Source organism: Mycobacterium paraffinicum, from assembly GCF_025822865.1.
In the GTDB taxonomy this organism is placed as follows: domain Bacteria; phylum Actinomycetota; class Actinomycetes; order Mycobacteriales; family Mycobacteriaceae; genus Mycobacterium; species Mycobacterium paraffinicum.
Map to the genome: position 1 here is coordinate 137,285 of NZ_JACKUR010000021.1, position 21,608 is coordinate 158,892.

18 protein-coding genes are annotated in these 21,608 nt (G+C 65.7%); 8 read left to right on the forward strand and 10 right to left on the reverse strand.

The genetic code is table 11. The features are described from left to right. The first annotated feature begins 2 nt into the window (after positions 1–2). From H7J89_RS09215 to H7J89_RS09225, 3 genes are read left to right on the forward strand one after another with little or no spacing between them, the layout of a single operon-like run. A complete protein-coding gene (locus H7J89_RS09215) occupies positions 3–1,469 on the forward strand; it encodes a condensation domain-containing protein (protein ID WP_308205112.1) in 1,467 nt (488 codons plus the stop codon). 17 nt (positions 1,470–1,486) lie between these two features. Further along, on the forward strand, positions 1,487–2,743 hold the full coding sequence (locus H7J89_RS09220; protein WP_264042200.1) for a glycosyltransferase: 1,257 nt from the start codon (positions 1,487–1,489) through the stop codon (positions 2,741–2,743). Beyond that, positions 2,740–3,441, forward strand: coding sequence for a GAP family protein (locus H7J89_RS09225; protein ID WP_264042210.1), 702 nt, complete (start codon positions 2,740–2,742; stop codon positions 3,439–3,441). Before H7J89_RS09220 ends, H7J89_RS09225 begins: the two co-directional genes overlap by 4 nt. Before the next feature lie 16 nt (positions 3,442–3,457). Here H7J89_RS09225 and H7J89_RS09230 read toward each other — a convergent pair whose 3' ends face one another. Together H7J89_RS09230 and H7J89_RS09235 are read right to left on the reverse strand one after the other, a co-directional pair. Continuing rightward, positions 3,458–4,504, reverse strand: coding sequence for a rhamnan synthesis F family protein (locus tag H7J89_RS09230; RefSeq protein WP_264042218.1), 1,047 nt, complete (start codon positions 4,502–4,504; stop codon positions 3,458–3,460). Between the two features lie 15 nt (positions 4,505–4,519). After that, a complete protein-coding gene (locus tag H7J89_RS09235) occupies positions 4,520–6,247 on the reverse strand; it encodes an AMP-binding protein (RefSeq protein ID WP_264043785.1) in 1,728 nt (575 codons plus the stop codon). A 61-nt stretch (positions 6,248–6,308) separates the two neighbouring features. On the opposite strand from H7J89_RS09235, the gene H7J89_RS09240 reads away from it, so the two are divergent. Then, positions 6,309–7,133: a phthiotriol/phenolphthiotriol dimycocerosates methyltransferase gene (locus H7J89_RS09240; protein WP_372513764.1), complete on the forward strand. Its 825-nt coding sequence runs from the start codon at positions 6,309–6,311 to the stop codon at positions 7,131–7,133. A gap of 129 nt (positions 7,134–7,262) precedes the next feature. Next, positions 7,263–10,436 (forward strand): AAA family ATPase, encoded by a 3,174-nt coding sequence (locus H7J89_RS09245; RefSeq protein ID WP_264042232.1) that lies wholly within the window; start codon positions 7,263–7,265, stop codon positions 10,434–10,436. Positions 10,437–10,449: 13 nt separating this feature from the next. On the opposite strand, the gene cwsA is transcribed toward H7J89_RS09245, so the two are convergent. After that, positions 10,450–10,884, reverse strand: coding sequence for a cell wall synthesis protein CwsA (gene cwsA / locus H7J89_RS09250; RefSeq protein WP_264042240.1), 435 nt, complete (start codon positions 10,882–10,884; stop codon positions 10,450–10,452). Positions 10,885–11,013: 129 nt separating this feature from the next. On the opposite strand from cwsA, the gene H7J89_RS09255 reads away from it, so the two are divergent. Then, positions 11,014–11,562, forward strand: a complete 549-nt coding sequence (locus H7J89_RS09255) for a peptidylprolyl isomerase (protein ID WP_264042249.1) — start codon at positions 11,014–11,016, stop codon at positions 11,560–11,562. Positions 11,563–11,581: 19 nt separating this feature from the next. Here H7J89_RS09255 and H7J89_RS09260 read toward each other — a convergent pair whose 3' ends face one another. After that, complete coding sequence (locus tag H7J89_RS09260) at positions 11,582–12,007, reverse strand: PH domain-containing protein (protein WP_264042260.1); 426 nt, start codon at positions 12,005–12,007, stop codon at positions 11,582–11,584. A gap of 155 nt (positions 12,008–12,162) precedes the next feature. Beyond that, positions 12,163–12,444, reverse strand: coding sequence for a cell division protein CrgA (gene crgA / locus H7J89_RS09265; protein WP_066951011.1), 282 nt, complete (start codon positions 12,442–12,444; stop codon positions 12,163–12,165). 117 nt (positions 12,445–12,561) lie between these two features. Here crgA and H7J89_RS09270 point away from each other — a divergent pair, with 117 nt between their 5' ends. Together H7J89_RS09270 and H7J89_RS09275 are read left to right on the forward strand one after the other, a co-directional pair. Then, positions 12,562–13,305, forward strand: coding sequence for a DUF881 domain-containing protein (locus H7J89_RS09270; RefSeq protein ID WP_066951008.1), 744 nt, complete (start codon positions 12,562–12,564; stop codon positions 13,303–13,305). Positions 13,306–13,331: 26 nt separating this feature from the next. After that, positions 13,332–14,018, forward strand: coding sequence for an aminodeoxychorismate/anthranilate synthase component II (locus tag H7J89_RS09275; RefSeq protein WP_067208626.1), 687 nt, complete (start codon positions 13,332–13,334; stop codon positions 14,016–14,018). Here H7J89_RS09275 and pknB read toward each other — a convergent pair. The 5 genes from pknB to H7J89_RS09300 are packed head-to-tail and all read right to left on the reverse strand — an operon-like array spanning position 13,996 to position 21,572. Beyond that, positions 13,996–15,870, reverse strand: coding sequence for a Stk1 family PASTA domain-containing Ser/Thr kinase (gene pknB, locus H7J89_RS09280; RefSeq protein WP_264042293.1), 1,875 nt, complete (start codon positions 15,868–15,870; stop codon positions 13,996–13,998). The genes H7J89_RS09275 and pknB overlap by 23 nt on opposite strands. Next, a complete protein-coding gene (locus H7J89_RS09285) occupies positions 15,867–17,183 on the reverse strand; it encodes a serine/threonine-protein kinase (protein WP_264042301.1) in 1,317 nt (438 codons plus the stop codon). Before H7J89_RS09285 ends, pknB begins: the two co-directional genes overlap by 4 nt. Further along, on the reverse strand, positions 17,180–18,658 hold the full coding sequence (gene pbpA, locus H7J89_RS09290; RefSeq protein ID WP_264042318.1) for a D,D-transpeptidase PbpA: 1,479 nt from the start codon (positions 18,656–18,658) through the stop codon (positions 17,180–17,182). Before pbpA ends, H7J89_RS09285 begins: the two co-directional genes overlap by 4 nt. Next, complete coding sequence (locus tag H7J89_RS09295; RefSeq protein WP_264042326.1) at positions 18,655–20,064, reverse strand: FtsW/RodA/SpoVE family cell cycle protein; 1,410 nt, start codon at positions 20,062–20,064, stop codon at positions 18,655–18,657. The genes pbpA and H7J89_RS09295 overlap by 4 nt, the downstream gene beginning before the upstream one ends. Beyond that, complete coding sequence (locus tag H7J89_RS09300) at positions 20,061–21,572, reverse strand: protein phosphatase 2C domain-containing protein (protein ID WP_264042334.1); 1,512 nt, start codon at positions 21,570–21,572, stop codon at positions 20,061–20,063. Before H7J89_RS09300 ends, H7J89_RS09295 begins: the two co-directional genes overlap by 4 nt. Positions 21,573–21,608: the final 36 nt, after the last annotated feature.

Below are 21,608 nucleotides of genomic sequence, written 5' to 3' on the forward strand. Positions count from 1 at the left end.
GGGTGTTCGTAGGTGCAGGCCCAGCGCGCGGGCTGTTCGTGGGAACGGTGCATGACTGGGTACCAGAGCCGGGCAAGGTCGTGTCTTGGCAGGCGTCACCCGCCTCGGTTGAGAAGGTCCGGCAGGCCCCGATAAGCGACGTTCCGCTCAGTGCCATGCAAGAAGCCCATCTGCGCGGCTTTTCGCGGTATGCGGCCCGGGGCCTCAACTACGCCCGGCTAGTGATCGGTTCTGGCGACGAACCCGGGCGGTGCGATATCCGAGCCATGAGTTACGTCATCAACGCGCACCTACGCCGGCACAAGACGTATCACAGTTGGTTCGTATACCAAGACCCGGAAACCATTGTGCGGCATACCATCGATGATCCCGCCGACATCGAATTCATGCCAATCCGGCACGAGGAGATGACGCCAAGCGAGTGGCACCAGTTTGTGCTGTCCACCCCTGATCCGGTGCAGTGGGATTGCTTCAGGTTCGGCATCATTCAGCGTGCGGACCACTTCACGTTTTTCTCGATCGTCGATCACATCCACTGTGACCCGACGATTCTCTCGGGCTTGTACACCGAGATCCTGATGAACTACCGCGTCCTCGTTAAGGGCGGTGCGCTCGTTCAGTCACCACCCCCGGCCAGTCACGACGATTTCTGCATTCGAGAAAAGCAGCGGCTGTCGGCGTTGAGCCCGGCCTCTCCCGAGGTTCGGAAGTGGATCCAATTCGCCGAAGACAACGGCGGGACCCTGCCGGACTTCCCCCTCCCCCTCGGTGACTTGTCTGTACCCACTGGTGGTGACCTCGCGGTGGAGCGGCTGATGGATCAGGACCAGACAGCCGAATTCGAATCCCTCTGCACGCAAGCGGGTGCCCGCTTCAGCGGTGGCTTGTTTGCCTGTGTGGCTCTCGCACAATATGAAATGACCGGCGCGGCAACATATTACGGGCTCACTCCGACCGACAAGCGCAGGTCGTTGGCGGAGTTCTCCACAATGGGGTGGTTCACCGGCGTGGTTCCGTTAATTGTTCCCGTCAAGCCCACATCTTTTGAAGAGACCGCCCGTGCGGCGCAGGCTTCCTTCGATTCGAATCTCGATCTGGCGGATGTGGCATTCAACGACGTATTGAAGTTGGCGCCGTGGCTCAGGCCGTGGGGTCCCAACTGCACCATGGTCAACTACATGGATACGGGCCTGCCGCCGTTCTCCGCGACCGTCGCCTCGCACATGAAGGATGCGAACATCCGGATCTACTGCGACCCAAGAGATCCGGCGCACGTGTATATCTCAGTGATTCGCCTCTTCGACGTGGTGTCGATATGGGTGAATTTCCCCAACAATCCCGTGGCGAGGGATTCGGTGGCCCGATACCTGAGTGTGTTGAAATCGGTCTTCAGCCGAGTCGTGAACGGTCGTCCCGGAGGTGCAGCGCTGACAGCAGTCACGGACCTCGCCTACGCGGACGACGACTGACGGGCCGGGTTGCGTCGATGAAAATTGTCTTGGCCGCCCACGGCACCCGCGGCGACGTCGAACCCTGCGCCGCCATGGGTCTGGAGCTGTTGCGGCGAGGGCACGAAGTGCGCATGGCCGTTCCGCCTAACCTGGTGGATTTCGTGGAGTCGGCCGGGCTTGGTGCGGTCGGGTACGGGCCGGATTCGGATAAGCAGGTGAACGCACTCGCGGATTTCCATCACCATGTCTTTACGCTGCAGAATCCGATCAACCTGGTCCGCGACGTCAGGGAGCTGTTCGTCGAGGGCTGGGCGCAGATGAGCACGACGCTGACTTCACTCGCGGACGGGGCCGACCTGCTGATAACCGGCCAGACCTACCACGGGGTCGTCGCCAATGTCGCCGAGTACTACGACATTCCGTGTGCGGCACTCCACCACATGCCGATCTGCGTCAATGGCCGGCTCGCCCTTCCGTCGATACCCTCGCCGGCTCCCCTGGTCCGCTCCACGTTGAGGGCGGCTTGGTGGCTGTACTGGCGCATCACCAAGGACGTCGACGATGCGCAACGTCGTGAACTGGGCCTACCGCGGACAGCGGCCCCCGCGGTGAAACGGATGGCGCAACGCGGAGCGCTCGAAATCCAGGCCTACGACGCGGTTTGCTTTCCGGGCCTGGCGGCGGAATGGAACGGCCGGCGACCCTTCGTCGGTGCGCTGACCATGGACTTGCCGACAGATGCCGACGGTGAGGTGGCTTCGTGGATCGCCGCGGGAACGCCGCCCATCTACTTCGGCTTCGGCAGCACACCGGTTCAAGCCCCCGCCGACACGATCGCCATGATCGCCGCGGTTTGCGCAGAGCTCGGCGAACGGGCCTTGATCTATTCCGGCACGAGCGGCTCCCACTGCAGCTTGAATCCCGAACAGGTAAGGCTTGTGGGCCCGCTGAACTATACGGCCGTCCTTCCGATCTGCCGCGCGATCGTCCACCACGGCGGCGGAGGCACCACGGCCGCAGGCCTGCGGGCAGGGATCCCTACGTTGATCCTCTGGGACGTGGCCGAGCAGCCGCTATGGGCGGCGCAGGTCATACGAATGCGAGTCGGCCGCGCCGGGCGCCTGTCGACCACCACCGTGGGATCGCTGGCCGCGCATCTCCGCAAGCTGCTAGCCCCGCCATACGCGAGCCGAGCCCGCGAAATCGCGAGGCAGATGACCAAGCCTGCCGAAAGCGTCGCAGCCGCAGCCGATCTCCTTGAAGATGCCGTCCTCGGGGAGGGCGTTAGATGATGTGGGGCACGTTGTTGGCGATCGCACTTTGGGTGTCGCTCGACCCGACGCGTCTTGTCATCGGCGGAGTCTTGATGTCACGACCCCGGCCCCGGCACAACCTTCTCGCATACTGGGTGGGCGGTCTGGCAGCGGGCATTGCGCCAGGCTTTGCCGCTTTTGCACTGCTCGGCAATACCCTACCGACGGTTATGGAAGGTATGAGGTCCACGGTCGCCCGCTTCACGGGCGGCTATTTTCACATCGCCGTCGGCGTGCTCGCGCTATTGATCGCGGCAGTAGCATCGGGGTACGCGGGCCCCCCGCCGGCGCCGGCGCTCAAACCGCTCACACTAAGCGCCCCAGCGCGTTTCAGGGCCCGCGTCCGTCGTGCGCTGCAAGGCGGGAATCCGTGGGTGGCGTTTACGGTCGGTTTGCTGTCGACGGTGCCACCTGTCGACTATCTCGTCGTGCTCATCATGATCGTCTCCTCGAGGGCCGCGATCGGCACCCAACTTGGCGCAGTCGTGATATTCACCGTCGTGGTGCTTGTTCTGGTGGAGGTCCCGCTCGTCAGCTATTTGGTAATGCCGGCGAAAACGCAGGCCGCCATGCTGCAGCTGGAGGGCTGGTTTGTCGCTCACCGTCGGCGGATCCTCATTGTCTTCCCCGCTGTCGTGGGGCTAGTGCTGGTGACGGAAGGTCTAAGCAGCATTTGACCTTAAACGCCGCCGCTCATGTTGACCCGGTACTCCTGGGCGAAAAGGTTCCGCGCGCTTCAGGGCGTATCCACCTGGCCGTCGGGCGAGCATAGCCGCTGAACAGGGAGGGCGCCTTCCGGCCGAGCCTGTGAACGTTCGATTGGATCAGCTGGAAAGGATAGGCGGTGTGTTGCTCGATGACGTCGCGCAGGCACGCCATGGACGCATGCCATGGCATGTCATAGCGCGCCAGGTTCGTCTTGAGGAAGGGGAATCGGAAGTCCTCGATGAGGCTGTCCCACAGGTAAAGGGTGCCGTTGTTTCGCGCGGATCGTCTGCGGGCCCACGGGTTTGCCGATGAGGGGTAGGCGGCCTCGATGGTGGCGGCGGAGACGAACGGTTTGATCCTCAGCCCTGCTCTACGAGCACGCACGGAAATGCCGATCTCGTACCGCCAGATGACCATGCCTTTGTGGACGACATACTGAAAATCGTCCCAAAACTGGTTGAGGAACGGGCGGGTGCGCGAATTGAGATCCCAAGCCAAGAGGAATGATTGGAGATGGGTGACCATCTGGGTGTTTTCGATGGCACCGTACATGTCCGCATCGTGGAACGAGCCCCACATCTCTTGAAGGGGAAAGAGCGGACCGAACACACTGTCGTTGGCGACGACGAAACGGTCGAACTGATCGAGCGACCAGCCACGCTGCCTGAGGATGGACCATGCCAGGTGCCACGAGCCGAAGTCGAGGGACAGCGTGCGGCGGGTGTAAATGCCGGCACAGAGGGAGCGGATGGAAGCGACCGATTCCGGCGTGAGGGTGGGTGACCCGGAGACGAAGACGATGGTCGCTCCGAGCTCGTGCAGCGCCTTGAGGTAATGGGCGACGTAAGGATCGACGATCCCCTGGGGGTCGAAGTGAGCGAACAAAACGAGGGTGCGGCCACCGGCCGGAGGCTGCGAAGGAAGCTGCAGGTGGGTTTCGCAAATGAAGTGAAAGGTGTTGTGATGTAGGTGATGCCGCACGGCGGCGACGGTGCGCTCCGATTCGGTCCGCAGCAGGTTCGGAAATCTCACAACAACCCCGCGGTACTAGGCGTCCAAACGGGCGAACTGATTTTTGCGGTAGCGTTCGACGCAGGCCGCCCTCCGGACCTTGCCGCTGGTGGTGATGGGAATCGAACCGGGCGCCACCACAACAAGATCCGCAACGCTCAGGCCGTGCACGCTGGATATCGCAGAGGTGACTTTGCGTTTCACGGCGTCGAAGGCGTCAACCGCCGCTTCGTTGGAATCGGTGCGACTCTTGAACTCGATGATGGCGATGAGCTTTTCCGTGCCGTCGTCCGGAACCGAGATCGCCGCGCACCGTCCCGGCGCGATGCTCTGAATCGTCGCCTCGAGATCGTCGGGAGAATGGTTTCGCCCGTAGACGATCAGCAGATCCTTGATCCGGCCGATGATGAAAAGTTCTCCGTCGGAGAGGAATCCCATATCTCCGGTCCGTAGCCATGGCCCTTCGGGTGTATCGGCCGACGGAGCGACGAGCGTTGCGCCGAATGTCTGCTCGGACTCGTGGGGTTTCTGCCAATAGCCCGCTCCGACGTTGCCGCCGTGCACCCAAATCTCGCCGGTCGCTCCGGCCGAGCACTCGCAACGGGTCTCTGGATCGACGATGCGGACCATCGGGGACCGGGGCGCGCCGTAACTGACCAGGGGCGTGCCGGTTCCGCTGGGGCAGCGCTCCGCCAGGCCCGCGGTCAGCTTTTCGGATTCAAAATCAACAACTCGGGGTGATTGACCCGCTTCGCGGGTCGCGACATAGAGGGTTGCTTCTGCCATTCCATATGAGGGTCGCAACACCCGGTCGCGGAGGTTGAAGGAGGCGAACCGCTCGCTGAAGCGCTGCAGTGTCGCCGGCTGTACCCGCTCACTGCCGTTGAGGATGCTGAGCACGCTGCTGAGATCAAGCCCGGCCAGGTCGTCGTCGGATGTCTTCCGAGCCGCCAGATCGAAAGCAAAGTTGGGCCCTGCCGACAAGGCGTGAATGTTCCTTGCCAGCAATTGCATCCACCGGGCCGGCCGCTGCAGGAACGAGACGGGACTGGCGAGCACGGTGTGGAATCCCGTCAGAATGGGAAAGATGATTCCGAGATGCAGACCCATGTCGTGGTAGAACGGCAGCCAGGACACCACCGTCGTGTCCGGAGGGGCAACACCCCCGTGATCTCCGAAGAAGCCGGCATTGATCTGCTCGAAATTGGCCATGATGTTCGTGTACGAAACCATGACGCCCGCGGGGGTGCGGGTCGAGCCGGACGTGTACTGCAAATAGGCGGTGTCCGTCGGAATGTCCAACCGCGCCGCGGGCCGTTTCTTCGAGTCGAGTTCCAGCGAGTCGATTTCGATAATCGATGGAGCGGATTCACCAGACATCGAGCCGACGTACTGGGCGAGATCGGCCGCGACGCTGGACGTCGTGAGAACGACAGAAGGCGATGCGTCTCGCAGCACCGCACCGACGCGTTCGTCGCTGGCGCCACCGAGGGGAACCGCGATGAGCCCGGCCTGTAATGCGCCAAGAAACGCGCTGATGTAGTCGAGTCCCTGGGGCGCCAAAATCACGGCGCGGTCACCTCTTGACCCGTGAAGCCTGAGCTCCTCCCCGAGGTTGAGCGCGCGGCGATACAGCTGCGCCCACGTCAGGCTCTCGGCCATGCCGGCCTGGTCTTGTTCGTAATTCATAAACGTGAACGCCGTCCGGTTGGGCTGCAGACTGGCGCGTTCAACCAGCAGTGTCGGAATGGGACACTTAAGCATGGGCGTCAGGTTACCTCGGCCATTCCCAACGCGCCGGGCTTGCGTTGAAGACGATGACCAGCTGCGACGTACAGCAACCGAAAGCCTGATCGAGCGGCTGAACCGCAATCCAATCTCGCTGCAGCTCTTGGATTTGCGCTTCAAATACGGTTATCGGTTGCTCAGCCGCCTGCTCACCAGGGACGACGTGCTTTTCCTCAATTACGGATATGAGGAGGATCCGCCCATGGCCTTGCCGCTGGCGGCCTCCGACGAGCCCGACCGATACCCCATTCAGCTCTACCACCGCACGGCGACCCAAGTGGATCTCACCGGGAAACAGGTGCTGGAGGTGAGTTGCGGCCACGGCGGCGGCGCTTCATATCTGATGCGGACCCTGCACCCGGCCTCCTACACCGGCCTGGATCTCAACACGGTCGGCATAGAGTTCTGCCGCAAGCGGCACAGGCTACCCGGTCTGGACTTCGTGCAGGGCAATGCCGAGAGCCTGCCCTTCCCCGATCGCTCCTTCGACGCGGTGATCAATGTCGAAGCCGCGATCAACTACCAAAACGTCCCCCGGTTCTTCGCCGAGGTCGCACGGGTGCTGCGCCCGGGAGGGGACTTCCTGTACGCCGACATCCGCTACGCCGACCAGATCGCCGCCTGGGAGCCGGACCTCGCCGGCATCCCCTTGCGCCTGATTTCGGGGAAGGCCATCAACGCGGAGGTCATGCGCGGCCTGGAGAAGAATCGGTTCTTCGACCAGATCATCCGGCGCCTCCCGAACATAGCTTTTCTGCGCGGCATAGCCCACGACTACGCAGGCGGACCGGGTTCGTTGATCTACCGCCGTCTGGAAAACGGGGAGGCCTCGTACCGGCTGTTCCGCTTTGCTAAGGATTGAGGCGGCCCACGCTTGATCCCGCGCGCCGGCCTCACCCGGAGTGAAGCCAACACTCCCTCGCGGACCGTCCAACGGCCTATTCTTTGAGAACCCCGGCAAACGCGGGGCCCGGATTGGCGGAGGGGTCGGATGACGGCCGTAGCAACGTGCGAGGCGTGCGGCATCGATCTCCCCGAGAATGCGCGGTTCTGCCACGGATGCGGCGCGCCGGTTGCCGAGCCCGCCGCGCATGCGGAGTACAAGCAAGTGTCGGTACTGTTCGCGGACGTCGTGCACTCCATGGACATCGCCACCGCCGTTGGTGCGGAGCGGTTGCGCGAGATCATGGCCGAATTGGTCAACCGTTGCACGGAGGTGGTGCACCGCTACGGGGGCACGGTGGACAAGTTCACAGGCGACGGAATCATGGCGGTGTTCGGTGCGCCCGTAGCAATGGAAGACCACGCCGTTCGCGCCTGCCTGGCGGCCCTGGGTATTCAGGACGAGATCAAGCGGCTCGCTGTCGAGGTCCGGGAACGCGACGCGGTGGAGCTGCAGTTGCGGGTGGGCCTGAACTCCGGTCAGGTGATCGCCGGTGAAATCGGTTCCGGACCGTTCCGTTACACCGCAATCGGTGAACAGGTCGGAATGGCGCAACGGATGGAATCGGTGGCGCCGCCGGGCGGAGTGATGCTCAGCGAATCCACCGCTCGACTCGTTCAGCACGCCACCGTGCTGGCCGACGCCGAGGAGGTTCACCTAAAGGGCAGCGACGTCCCGGTGCTGGCCCGCCGTCTGCTGAGCATTTCCGGCGGGCATGACGAAAGCAGCCCGCTGCGGGGCGCGTTGGTAGGGCGAGACCTCGAACTCGCCACCCTCACCGGCCTTTTGGATCGATCAGTGAGTGGCCGGGGATGTGTGGTTTGTGTTGTCGGACCGGCGGGCATCGGCAAGACGCGACTCGCTAGCGAGGCTGTCTCGATGGCCCGCCAGCGTGGTGTCGAAGTGTCGTCGGTGTTCTGCGAGTCGCATACCAGCGATGTCCCCTTCGTCGTGGCGGCGGGCCTGCTGCGCGACGTCGCCCGGATAACCGAGCTCGACGATGAGGCGGCGCGCGCGCAGGTGCGCGCCAGCGTGCCCGATGCATCCGATGAAGATGTGCTGCTGCTGTATGACCTGATGGGAATTAGAGACCCGGAGACGCCGCCCCCCACGATCCGTCCCGACGCGCGGCGCCGGCGGCTGACCGCACTGATCAATTCAATCTCGTTGACCCGCACCCAACCGGTTCTCTACGTCGTCGAGGATGCGCATTGGATCGATGAGGTCAGCGAGTCGCTGCTGGCCGAATTACTCACCGTCATCCCGCAGACGCCGTCGATGGTGCTGATCACGTACCGCCCCGAGTACCGCGGCGTGCTCGCCAATGTACCTGGCGCGCAAACGATCTCGTTGGCGCCCTTGAGTGAGTCGGAAACCGCAACGTTGCTCGACGAGTTGTTGGGCGCCGATCCGTCGGTCACCGGAATCAAGTCGATTGTTGCCGAACGGGCCGGCGGGAACCCGTTCTTCGCACAGGAGATGGTGCGCGAGCTCGCCGAGCGGGGAGTGCTCGAGGGCGACCGCGGCGGTTTCATGTGCACCACAGACATCGCCGACGTCACCGTTCCGGCGAACCTGCAAGCCACCATCGCCGCGCGTATCGACCGTCTGGATCCCGATGCCAAGCAGACGCTGAACGCCGCCGCGGTGATCGGTTCGCGCTTTACGCCCGAGTTGCTCGCCGCGGTGGGCAATGCCCCTGCCCTCGATGGGCTCCTCAGCACCGCGCTGATTGATCAGGTCCGTTTCACTCCGGGAGCCGAGTTCGCGTTCCGCCACCCGCTGATCCGCACTGTGGCCTACGAATCACAACTGAAATCCGACCGTGCCCAGATGCACCGGCGTCTGGCCGCCGCCATCGAGGCCCGCGAGCCGGAATCGGCCGACCAGAACGCGGCACTGATCGCCGAACACCTCGAAGCCGCGGGTGACCTGCGGGATGCCTACGGGTGGCACATGCGCGCGGCAATGTGGGCGACTTACCGCGACATCGCCGCGGCGCGTCTGGGTTGGGAAAGCGCCCGAAAGATCGCCGATGCATTACCCGCCGAGGACCCGGACCGAGCAGCCATGCGCATCGCACCGCGCACAATGTTGTGCGCGACCGCCTGGCGCGTCCGTATGAGCGTGGCCGGCGATCGTTTCGATGAATTGCGGAGGTTGTGCAACGCCGCAGGCGATAAGGCGTCCCTGGCCATCGCCATGGCAGCGCTAGTGGCGGATCACACGCACCAGGACCGCGTTCTCGAGGCTTCGCGGCTGGCTTCGGAGGCCGTCACCCTCGTCGAGTCCATCGGCGATCCAACGTTGACGGTCGCGCTGTCTTTCACGCCGATCCGGGCCAAGATGGCAAGCGGCGAGTGGTCCGAGATGCTTCGGCTGTCCCAGCGGGTCATCAACCTGGCCGCCGGTGACCCCGCCAAAGGCAACCTGCTTTTCGGGTCTCCTCTGGCGCTCGCCTTCGCGCAGCGGGCCATCGCCCGTTACGCGCTGGGTCGCCCGGGATGGCGAGAGGACCTGCGTCGCGGGCTGGCCGTGGCGCAGGGCGCCGACTCCCTGTCCTACGTCACCCTCGTCAGCTATGTGTACTCCGCGGGGATACCGGCCGGCGCGCTGCGGCCCGACGAATCCGCGGTGCGGGAGATCGAGGATGCGTTGACCATCGCCGAACGATCGGGCGACAACCTCCAGTTGGGTTTTGCCTGGTTGATCCTGGGGCTTGCGCTGGTACACCGCCACACGGATGCTGAGCGTGATCGCGGGCAGAGGTTGCTGGCGGAAGTCCACGAAGTGTTCCTGCGCCGCGGGCACTTCTTGTGCGATCTACCGCTGCTTGACGCGTACGTGGCGCGTGAGACGGCCCGCCGAGGGGATCGCGACCAAGCGATACCGCAGATGCGCGCCGCCGTCGACCATCTCGCCCGCGGCGGACAGTTGCTCTCATGGGGCATTCCGACTACGGGCGTTCTGGTGGAGACCCTGCTGGGCCGGGGGACCGAAGGTGACGTGGCCGAAGCCGAGGCCGCGATCGAGCGGTTAGCGGTCGCGCCGGCCGACGAGGGTCTGGCGATACGTGAGATTTGGCTGCAGCGGATGCGCGCTCTTCTGGCGCGGGCTCGATGCGATAGGGAGGCCTACTCGCATTTCAGAGATCGCTACCGGGAGATGGCGAGAACGCTTGGTTTCGAGGGGCACGTCGACTGGGCCGAGGCGATGCCTTAGGGGAGGGCGGTCGTCAGGGGCGCGGCTGCACGTCGACGCTGGGCGGCCGCGACTGCGGTTCCTGAGGCTTCTCCCGCACCGAGCGCCGCACCACGGTGAACGCGACGGCGCCGCCGGCGAGGACCGCGACAGCGACTCCGGTGATCACCCACGGGCGCTTGCCGCGCCGCTGCCCCCGACGCGCGTCCTGCAGCGCCTGAGGCAGTCCCGCGACCACCTCCTGCGCGGCGGCCAGCTCTTGGGCGAGCGCCTCTTGGGCCGCGGCGAGTTCCTTGGCCAGGCGCCCCTCTTGGTATTTGCGACGGATCTGCGATGCGGTCGACTGAGCCGACTGGACACTGAGGCCGACAACTCCCCGGGTGACGTCCACCGGTCCCAGTGTCGAGTAGGTCAGCCCGCGAGCCAGTCGCTCCCGCGGGGTCAGCCGGGATTCCGCCTTTGCGATCATCTGCCGCCTTTCCTGTGCGTGCTGAACAGACTGCCAGCATAGGGACGTCGGCGGAACCGCCATGCGCGCGACGCAGTTTCGGCGGCGGCTCGGCTTGAGCGACACCGGGTGCGGCTACGCCCACGCGTAGTGGCAGACTCTCATGCCGTGACCAACAGCCCCCATCAGACCGCTACCGCCACGCTCCACACCAACCGCGGCGATATCAAAGTCGCCCTGTTCGGGAACCACGCGCCCAAGACCGTCGCCAACTTCGTTGGTCTGGCGCAGGGCACCAAGGAGTACTCGACCCAGAACGCATCGGGCGGGTCCTCCGGTCCGTTCTACGATGGCGCGGTCTTCCACCGGGTGATCCAGGGCTTCATGATCCAGGGCGGCGACCCGACCGGCACCGGTCGCGGCGGGCCGGGCTACAAGTTCGCCGACGAGTTCCACCCCGAACTGCAATTCGACAAGCCGTACCTGCTGGCGATGGCGAACGCGGGCCCGGGCACCAACGGCTCCCAGTTCTTCATCACGGTCGGCAAGACACCCCACCTGAACCGTCGGCACACGATCTTCGGCGAAGTGACTGACCCGGACTCGCAGCGGGTGGTCGAGGCGATCGCGACGACGTCCACCGACGCCAACGACCGCCCGACTGAGCCGGTGGTCATCGAGTCGATCACCATCTCGTAAGCCGGGCCGGCCGCTCCGATCAGGGCCGGTGACGGCCCGCATAGCCGGCGGCGGTCAGCGCGTCGAGCACCTCTAGCGGGTCCGTTCCGAGGTCCCAGCGAGAGAACAGAACCAGCCCGCCGTCGGCGGTTTCGACCTCGAGTAGCCGGTTCTTGCGCCCGTAGCGGCGGAACTCGATGATTCGGATGATCTTGATGTCGTCGGGTCGTAATACCTGCGTCCGGAACCATCCCCGGAGCAACAAGCCGTCGGCGGTAATTGCCAGCTTGGGCCGCGCACGCCACGTCGCGCCCGCAAACAAGAGCAGACCCGCCGCGGCAATCCCTGTGAGAACCCGCCCCGGCACGTCTGTGACCACGGTCACACTGGCGATAGCCATCAGAAAGCCGACGGCCCCACAACCAGCGATTCCGGGCGCGCGGGGCTCCCATTGTGTTTGCTGCATGCGCCGCTCAGCCCCTCCCACCACGGCCTATGGAGTTATCCACAGACGCTATCAACAGTGGGGATAAATCACACGCGTGTGATTGGGGGGTGGGAATGTTGCTGGCGCAGTAACGGAGCAACCCAAAAATGAATTCATTCCGAGGCTGACGACGCTCAGTGCCAGCGCATCGTCAGCAACAAGCCGGTGATCATGAAAGCGAACGCGATGGCGTAGTTCCATGGCCCGAGTTGCGCCATCCAGTTGAGCGCGGTCGGCGCCTGGCTGCCCACGGCGGCTAGCTGAAACACCATCAGCCAGACGAGCCCGATGAGCATGAGGCCGACGAATAAGGCAACGAACCACACGCTCGACGGTCCAACCTTCACCTTCACCGGCGTGCGGCTGACCGCGCCGACGGCGAAGTCGTTCTTCTTGCGGACCTTGGACTTGGGCATGATTACCTCAGCAAGACGGTGTGTGGGACGGGTGCAACGATAAGACCGCAGCTGCACGCACAGCTTGGGTACGAGACTAACTCACACGGCAGGCCGACCAGGAAATTGGAGAGCCGAATGAGCGACGGACGCCGGTCACCATGGCGCTTCGGCGTCCCGGTGGTGTGCCTGTCAGCGGGATTGCTCCTTGCCGCCACCCACGGGGTGTCCGGCGGCGCCGAGATCCGTCGCAGCGACGCCCCCCGGCTGGTCGATCTGGTTCGCGAGGCCCAAGCGTCGGTGAACCATCTCAACGCCCAACGCGACTCGCTGGCGGGCAAGATCGATGCCGCGCACGGGCGGTCCTCGGATCTGGCGTTGGCGGCGATGCTGCGCCGCTCCGCCGAGCTGGCCGCCGAGGCGGACATGAATCCGGTGCACGGTCCGGGCCTAGCTGTCACCCTGGACGACGCGCCGCGGGACGCCAACGGCCGTTTCCCGCGGGATGCGTCGCCCGACGACCTGGTGGTGCACCAGCAAGACATCGAGGCCGTCCTCAACGCGTTGTGGAGCGCCGGCGCGGAGGCGATCCAGATGCAGGACCAGCGCATCATCGCCACGTCCGTGCCCCGGTGCGTCGGCAACACGCTGCTGCTCAACGGACGCACCTACAGCCCGCCCTACACGATCACCGCGATCGGCAACGCGGCCGCCATGCAAGCCGCCCTGGCCGCCGCTCCCCTGGTCACCCTGTACCGCCAGTACGTGGTCCGATTCGGGCTCGGCTACCGCGAAGAGGTCAAGCCCGACGTGCAAGTCGTCGGCCACACCGAGCCGGACCGGCTGCATTTCGCGCAGCCCATGGGAACCATCGGCTACTGATTTCCAGCGGACGGTAACCTGGCACGGTGCGGATCCTGGTCGTCGACAACTACGACAGCTTCGTGTTCAACCTGGTGCAGTACCTCGGCCAGCTGGGCGTCGAGGCCGAGGTGTGGCGCAATGACGACACCAAGCTTTCCGACGAGGCAGCCGTCGCCAAGCGGTTCGACGGTGTGCTGCTCAGCCCCGGTCCGGGCACCCCGGAACGTGCGGGCGCTTCGATCGGTCTGGTGGGCGCGTGTGCCGCCGAGCGCACCCCGCTGCTCGGGGTCTGCCTCGGACACCAAGCCATCGGCGTCGCCTTCGGCGCCACCGTGGACCGCGCGCCCGAACTGCTGCACGGCAAGACCAGCAATGTCTTCCACACCAATACCGGTGTGCTGCAAGGGCTTCCGGATCCGTTCACGGCGACCCGCTATCACTCGCTGACCATACTGCCGGAGTCGCTGCCCCCGGTGCTGGAGGTGACGGCCCGCACCCGCGGAGGCGTCATCATGGGGGTGCGGCACAGCGAGTTGCCGATTCACGGTGTCCAGTTCCATCCGGAGTCGATTCTGACCGAGGGCGGCCACCGAATGCTGGCGAACTGGCTCGCCTACTGCGGGTGGGCGCGCAACGACACACTGGTCCGCCGGCTCGAGAACGAGGTGCGGGCCGCGGTGCAGCCTTATTTCCCGGCCGAACCGGCCGCTACTGGCCGAACTTCAGCGTGATGATCCCGTCCCGGTTGCACCCGGTGCCGGCCGGCGGGTTCTGATACACCACCCGGTGGGACTGCGAGCCACCCGCGTCCACGTCGGGCCCCTTGTCCAGCACCCCCGTCCAACCCAACGCCCGTAGCCGCGGCTCGGCGTCCGTCCAGAACATGCCGCTCAGGTCGGGCATCACGAACTGGTTGCCCTTGGACACCTGGAGCTCGATCACCGAATCCACCGGAACCATCTGGCCCTTAGGCGGATTGGTGCCGATCACCTCGCCGGCCGGCCGGTTGCTGTCCACCTGTGCCTGGGTGACCTTGGTGAAGCCGTAGACGGTGAGATTCTTCTGCGCGACGTCGACGGTCTGCCCCGCTACGTCGGGCACCTGCTTGGTCTCCGGCCCCGAGCCAACGATGACGGTGATGACGTTGGTGATCGCCGATGTCTGGTTGGCCGGCGGGTTGGTGCCGATCACCTTGCCCAGCAGCTCCGGGCTCGACGGCGAGTTGGCCTGCTTGAACTTGGTGAATCCGGCGGCCTTGAGCTTGCTGATCGCGTCGGAGTAACCCAGGGACGAGACGTCGGGCACCTCGCGTTGCTCCGGACCGGTCGAGACGTTGATGGTGATCTCGTCGCCCGCGCTCACCGAGGCGTTGGCCCCGGGGTCGGTGCTGATGACGTGGTCGGGCGGGATCGTCGAATCGGGCTTTTGCAGGGTGCGCGTCTTGAAGCCGCGGTTCTGCAGCGCGGCAATGGCATCGGCGGAGACCTGGCCCCGCACGTCGGGCACCTGCACATCGCGAGTGGTGCCGCCGAAGGTGTTGAAGGCGATGACGACGACGATCGTCAGCACCGCCAGCGCGGCGACCGCGACGATCCAGCGACCGACCGAACCGCCGTTGCGGTCGTCGATGCGGCGCAGGGGTTGGCGGGGTAGCGCGTCGGCGCGCGTGCCAGGCAGGTTTCCGCCCGTCGCGAGCAGCGAGCTGCGGTCGGCGTCGGTGAGGACCTTGGGCGCCTCCGGCGGTTCGCCGTTGTGCACCCGCACCAGATCGGCGCGCATCTCCGCGGCGGTCTGATAGCGGTTGTCCGGGTTTTTGGCGAGCGCCTTGAGCACGACGGCGTCGAGGTCTGCGGAGATGCCCTCGTGCCGGTGCGACGGCGGAATCGGGTCCTCCCGCACGTGCTGGTAGGCCACCGCGACCGGTGAGTCACCGGTGAAAGGCGGTTCGCCCGTGAGGATTTCGTAGAGCACACAACCCAGCGAATAGACGTCGGACCGGGCGTCCACAGTGTCGCCGCGGGCCTGCTCGGGCGACAGATACTGGGCCGTGCCGATCACCGCCGCGGTTTGGGTGACGCTGTTACCGCTGTCGGCGATCGCGCGCGCGATGCCGAAATCCATCACCTTGACCGCATTGGTGCTGCTGATCATGATGTTCGCCGGCTTGACGTCGCGGTGGATGATGCCGTTCTGGTGACTGAAGTTCAGCGCCTGGCACGCGTCGGCGATGATCTCGATGGCCCGCCGCGGGGGTAGCGGGCCGTCGGTGTGCACGATGTCGCGCAGCGTTACGCCGTCGACGTACTCCATGACGATGTACGGCAGCGGGCCCGTCGGCGTCTCCGCCTCACCGGTGTCGTAGACCGCGACGATCGAGGGGTGATTGAGGGCGGCGGCGTTCTGCGCCTCGCGGCGGAACCGCAGATAGAAGCTGGGATCGCGGGCCAGATCGGCGCGCAGCACTTTGACCGCGACATCGCGGTGCAACCGGACGTCGCGGGCCAGGTGAACCTCGGACATACCCCCGAATCCGAGGATTTCGCCCAGTTCATAGCGATCAGACAGGTGCTGAGGGGTGGTCATCGTGGCATCTCGTGTCGGGCCGGTGATGCGCTGAGCGTCGGTGGTTCACCCCACCCGTGCTCGGCCGGCCCTCGTTGCAGTCCAGAATTACTCATCGTCCCGCGATCCGTCCAATTAAGCCGTGGCGCGGAGCCGCTGGGGGTGTTGGTCGCCGGCGGCGCGGGCGGGGTCCCGGTGTCGGTGACCGTCGGCGGCGGGGGCTGCTGCTGGGTGTCCGCGCGGGAGTTGATGACGATGAGCACCGCGATGATGATGGCCAGCGCCCCGAGCACCCCGGCGGCCCACAGCAACGCGCGCTGACCCGACGAGAAGGTGCGCCGCGCCGGGGGCGGGCGATGACCGCCGGTGGCCGGCCGGGATCGGCGCGGCGCCGCGCTCCGGGGGCTCGAGACGGCGGCCGCCCGGGTCGTCGGGCTGGACGGAATCGCCGCCGGCGATGCCCGGCCGGGGGGCGGTGACTGGCTGGGCCGCGGCGGACGGCGGCCGGCGCGTACCGCCGCCACGGCGTCGGCGAACGGCCCGCCGCTGCGGTAGCGCATCGCGGGATTCTTGACCAGCGTGATCTCGATGAGTTCCCGCACGTTGGGCGGCAGCTCCGCCGGCAGCGGTGGCGGGGGCTCCTTGATGTGCTTCATCGCCACGGTCAGGGCGCCGTCACCGGTGAACGGCCGCTTGCCCGACACCACCTCGTAGCCGACGACGCCCAGGGAGTACACGTCGCTGGAGGGGGTCGCGTCGTGGCCGAGGGCCTGTTCGGGGGCGATGTACTGGGCGGTGCCCATCACCATCCCGGTCTGGGTGACGGGCGCGGCGTCGACGGCCTTGGCGATACCGAAGTCGGTGATCTTCACCTGGCCGGTCGGGGTGATCAGGATGTTGCCCGGCTTGACGTCGCGGTGCACTAAGCCGGCGGCGTGCGCCACCTGCAGTGCCCGGCCGGTCTGCTCGAGCATGTCCAGGGCGTGCCGCAGCGACAGCCGGCCCGTGCGTTTGAGGACCGAGTTCAACGGCTCACCGTTCACCAGCTCCATCACCAGGTAGGCGGTGCGGCCTTCCCCGTCAAGCTGGCTCTCGCCGTAGTCGTGAACCTGGGCGATGCCGGGGTGGTTGAGCATCGCGGTGGTGCGCGCCTCGGCGCGGAACCGCTCGATGAACTCCGGATCCTGGGAGAACTCCTGTTTGAGCACCTTGACCGCGACGCGCCGGCCGAGCCGGCTGTCCACCGCCTCCCAGACCTGGCCCATGCCGCCGGTGGCGATCAGGCGCTGCAGGCGGTATCTGCCAGACAGCGTCACACCAACTCGCGGGCTCATGGTCCTCCCTGTAGCGCGGCTTGGATCACAGCCCGTCCGATCGGCGCGGCGAGTGCACCTCCCGTCGCGGACAGGCGGTCGCCGCCATTCTCTACCAACACTGCCACGGCGACTCTCGGCGTCTGCGCGGGCGCGAAGGCGATGTACCACGCGTGCGGCGGCGTATTACGCGGATCGGTGCCATGCTCTGCGGTACCCGTCTTGGATGCGATCTGCACGCCGGGAATGGCCCCTTTCTGCTGTGCGACCTTCTCGGCGCCGACCATCAGCTCTGTTAGCTTAGCGGCGACCTGGGGTGACACCGCGCGGTGCTGTTGATAGGGGACGGTGGTGCTGATGTTGGCCAGGTCCGGGCCCTTGAGACTGTCGATCAGGTAAGGCTGCATCGTGACGCCGTCGTTCGCGATGGTCGCCGCGATCTGGGCGTTCTCCAGCGGTGTCAGCGCAACGTCTTTCTGGCCGATGCTGGTCATGCCCAGCGCCGCGGCATCGGGAATGATCCCGACGGTTGACTCGGCGACCTGAAGTGGGATGACGCTCGGGGTGGTGTCCAGGCCGAACGAGCGCGCCATGCTGCGCAGCGCGTCAGATCCGGTGTGCATGCCGAGTTGGACGAACGCGGTGTTGCAGGACAGGGCGAACGCTTGCTTGAGCGACAGCGTGGGCTCGTTGCCACAGGGCTGGCCGCCGTAGTTCTCCAACGTCGCGGTGCTGTCGGGCAGCACGATGGAGGACGCCGCGGTCAACTGCTCGGCGTCGGTCGCACCGGCCTGCAGCGCGGCCGCGGTGGTGATCACCTTGAACGTGGACCCGGGCGGGTAGGTCTCGGAGATGGCGCGGTTGGTCAGCGGATTGTCGGGGTCGTCGCGGAGCCGCTGCCATGCCTGCGCCTGTACCTGGGGGTCGTGCGACGCCAGCAGATTGGGGTCATAGGACGGCGATGACACCATTGCCAAGATCTTGCCGGTGGACGGCTCGAGAGCGACGACGGCGCCCTTGCACGGCCGCCCCCCGCAGCCCTGCTGCATCGCGTCCCAGCCGGCCTGCTGGACCCGCGGTCTGATGGTGGTGTCGACGTTGCCCCCGCGCGGATCGCGGCCGGTGAAGAAATCGGCCAGCCGGCGCCCGAACAGCCGTTCGTCGGAGCCGTTCAACAGTGGGTCCTCGGCGCGCTCCAGGCCCGTGCTGGAGTAACGCAGCGAGTAGAAGCCGGTGAGCGGCGCGTACACGGCCGGGTTCGGATAGACCCGCAGAAATCGGAAGCGGCTGTCGGTGGCCACCGAATACGCCAGCAATTGGCCGCCCGCGATGATCTGGCCGCGCTGACGCGAATACTCGTCGAGCAGGACACGCTGATTGCGCGGGTCGGCACGCAGCGAGTCGGCGGCGAACACCTGCGTCATTGTGGCGTTGAGGAGCAAGAGCACGATCAGCGCCATGACGGTGATCGAGATGCGGCGCAGAGAGGTGTTCATACCTTCTCGATTACCTCGGTCTTGGCCGCCGCGATCGGCGAGTCCTTGCGCTCACGGCCGCGTAAGGGATGCCGGGCGCTGTTGGAGATGCGAGCGAGGATGGCCAGCAACACATAGTTCGCCAGCAACGACGATCCACCGTAGGACATCCACGGGGTGGTCAGACCGGTCAGCGGGATGAGTTGCGTAACGCCGCCGACGACGATGAACAGCTGGATGGCCAGGGTGGAGGCCAGGCCCGCAGCCAGCAGCTTGCCGAAGCTGTCCCGCGTCGCGATCGCGGTGCGCATGCCACGGACGATGACGATGGTGTAGAGCATCAAGATGCTGGCGAGCCCGACGAGCCCGAGTTCTTCACCGAACGCGGCGATGATGAAGTCGGTCGACGCCGCTGGCACGGTATCGGGTTGCCCGTTTCCCAGCCCCGTGCCGAAGATGCCGCCGGTGGCGAAACTGAACAGGGACTGGACAATCTGGTAGCCGCTGCCGTCGGGGTCGGAGAACGGGTCCCACCACATCTGCACCCGGACCCGCACATGCGCAAAGACGAAATATGCGATGACGCTGCCCACCGCGAACAGCACCAGGCCGATCACCACCCAGCTGAACCGTTGTGTCGCAAGGTAAACCACCACCAGAAACGACGCATACAGCAGCAGCGAGGTACCTAGGTCCTTTTCGAAGACCATCACACCGATGGAGATCACCCAGGCGGCCAGCAGTGGCGCGAGGTCGCGCGGGCGTGGCAGGGTCAGGCCCATGAAATGCTTGCCGACGCTGGTGAACAGGCCCCGCTTGGCGATCAGCACGGCGGAGAAGAAGATCAGCAATAAGATCTTGGAGAATTCTGCGGGCTGAATCGAGAACCCGGGGAAGCGAATCCAGATTTTCGCGCCGTTCTGTTCGGACAGCGATGTCGGCAGCAGTGCAGGAATCACCAACAGCACCAGGCCGGTGATTCCGCAGATGTAGCCATACCGCGCCAGCTGCCGATGGTCTTTGAGAAACGTGACCACCAATGCGAACGCGACGACTCCGACGAGCGTCCACATCATCTGCTGGGTTGCGCTGGGGTGGTGGCGGCCGCTGAGCTGGTTGTCGACCAGGTCGAGCCGATGGATCATCACCAGGCCAAGTCCGTTGAGCAACGCCACAATTGGCAACAGCAGCGGATCGGTATAGGGGGCGAAACGCCTGATGGCCACGTGCGCCGACCCGAACACGAGCATGAACACCAGCCCGTAACTCATGACGTTCCAATGCAATTCGCGGTCCTGGTTCGCCTCCACGATCAGTAACGCGGCGACGGTGATTGCTGCGGCGAAGAACAGCAGCAGCAGCTCGGCGTTGCGACGGGTGGGTAGCGGGGGTGTGACCGCGACGGGCGGCTGGAGTTGTGTCGTCATGCCACCGTCCGGCAGTCGATGCCCGGTTGCAGTGGAGGCGCTGGAAGCGCGGTGACCGTTTGGGAAGTGGTCGTGGGGGCCACCGGCGACGTGGTCGCGGGGCCGGCTGTGGTGCTGGGGGGCCCGCTGGGGCCGGAAGAAGCGGTGTTCGGTGCGGTGGTGGGTGCTGGCGATGCCGCGACACTTGATTCGGGGGTGCCGCTCCCGGTGGGCGGGGAGCCCGGCGGTGACGTGGCGCGCGGCGACGGACAAGTGGGAAGCAGGTATTCGGCCAGCAACTGTCGTAACTGGGACTCGGCCTGGTCCAGGCTTCCGCCAGGCAGCCCGGCCTGAACCTGAACCTGTCCGGGCCGGCGAAGGTCGCGCAGAGTCATCAGCTGACAGTTCGGATGACCGGATTCGCCGTAACCGATCAGGGACAGCTCGTTGCGGGCGCTCAGGCAGGCCACCAGGTACGGCCGCTGCAGGGGCACGGCCAACAGGGACCCCTGAATGCCGCGGACTACCGATACCTTGCCGTCGTATTCGGCGACGTAATAATTGCGCTGGATGACCCACCAGCCGATGGCCATGCCGGAGAGAACGAACAACACCGCCAGTGTCACGACGAAGAACATCCGCCGCCTGGGCCACCGCGGCCGGGCGGGTGTTTCCGGTTGTGGTGCAACACGTTTGGCGGCCTCTTCGCGCGGCCTGATTGCGGAGGCGCGGCCCGCGGAGGTGTTGGGCAACGTCATCTGGTCCTCGTCGCCGGAAACCGCGCCCGCCAGAATCGGTTGGGTTTGGCCGTAGTCGTAGTCGACGACGTCTGCGACCACCACGGTCACGTTGTCCGGGCCGCCGCCGCGCAACGCCAGCTCGATGAGGCGGTACGCGGCTTCGGCCACGTCGGGGATCTGCAGCGCCTCGAGAATGGTCTCGTCGCTCACCGGATCGCTGAGCCCGTCGGAGCACAGTAGGTAGCGATCACCGGCCCGCGCCTCGCGCATGGTCAGGGTCGGCTCCACCTCGTGACCGGTCAGCGCGCGCATGATCAGCGACCGCTGCGGGTGGCTGTGCGCCTCTTCGCGGGTGATCCGGCCTTCGTCGACCAAGGTCTGGACGAATGTGTCGTCCTTGGTGATCTGGGTGAGTTCACCGTCGCGCAGCAGATAGCCGCGCGAGTCGCCGATGTGTACCAAGCCAATTCGGTCGCCCGCGAACAGGATTGCGGTGAGCGTCGTGCCCATCCCCTCGAGCTCGGGCTCGGCCTCCACCTGCGCGGCGATGGCCGCGTTGCCCGAGCGCACCGCGGCGTCGAGCTTGGCAAGCAGGTCGCCGCCGGGTTCGTCGTCGTCGAGATGGGCCAGCGCGGCGATCACCAGCTGGGAGGCCACTTCGCCGGCCGCGTGGCCGCCCATGCCGTCAGCCAGGGCGAGCAGCCGCGCACCGGCGTAGACGGAGTCTTCGTTATTGGCGCGCACCAGGCCGCGATCGCTGCGCGCGGCATATCGCAGAACCAGGGTCACGGGCGCCACTCTCCCCCGCAAGCGGGTGGTGCCCCC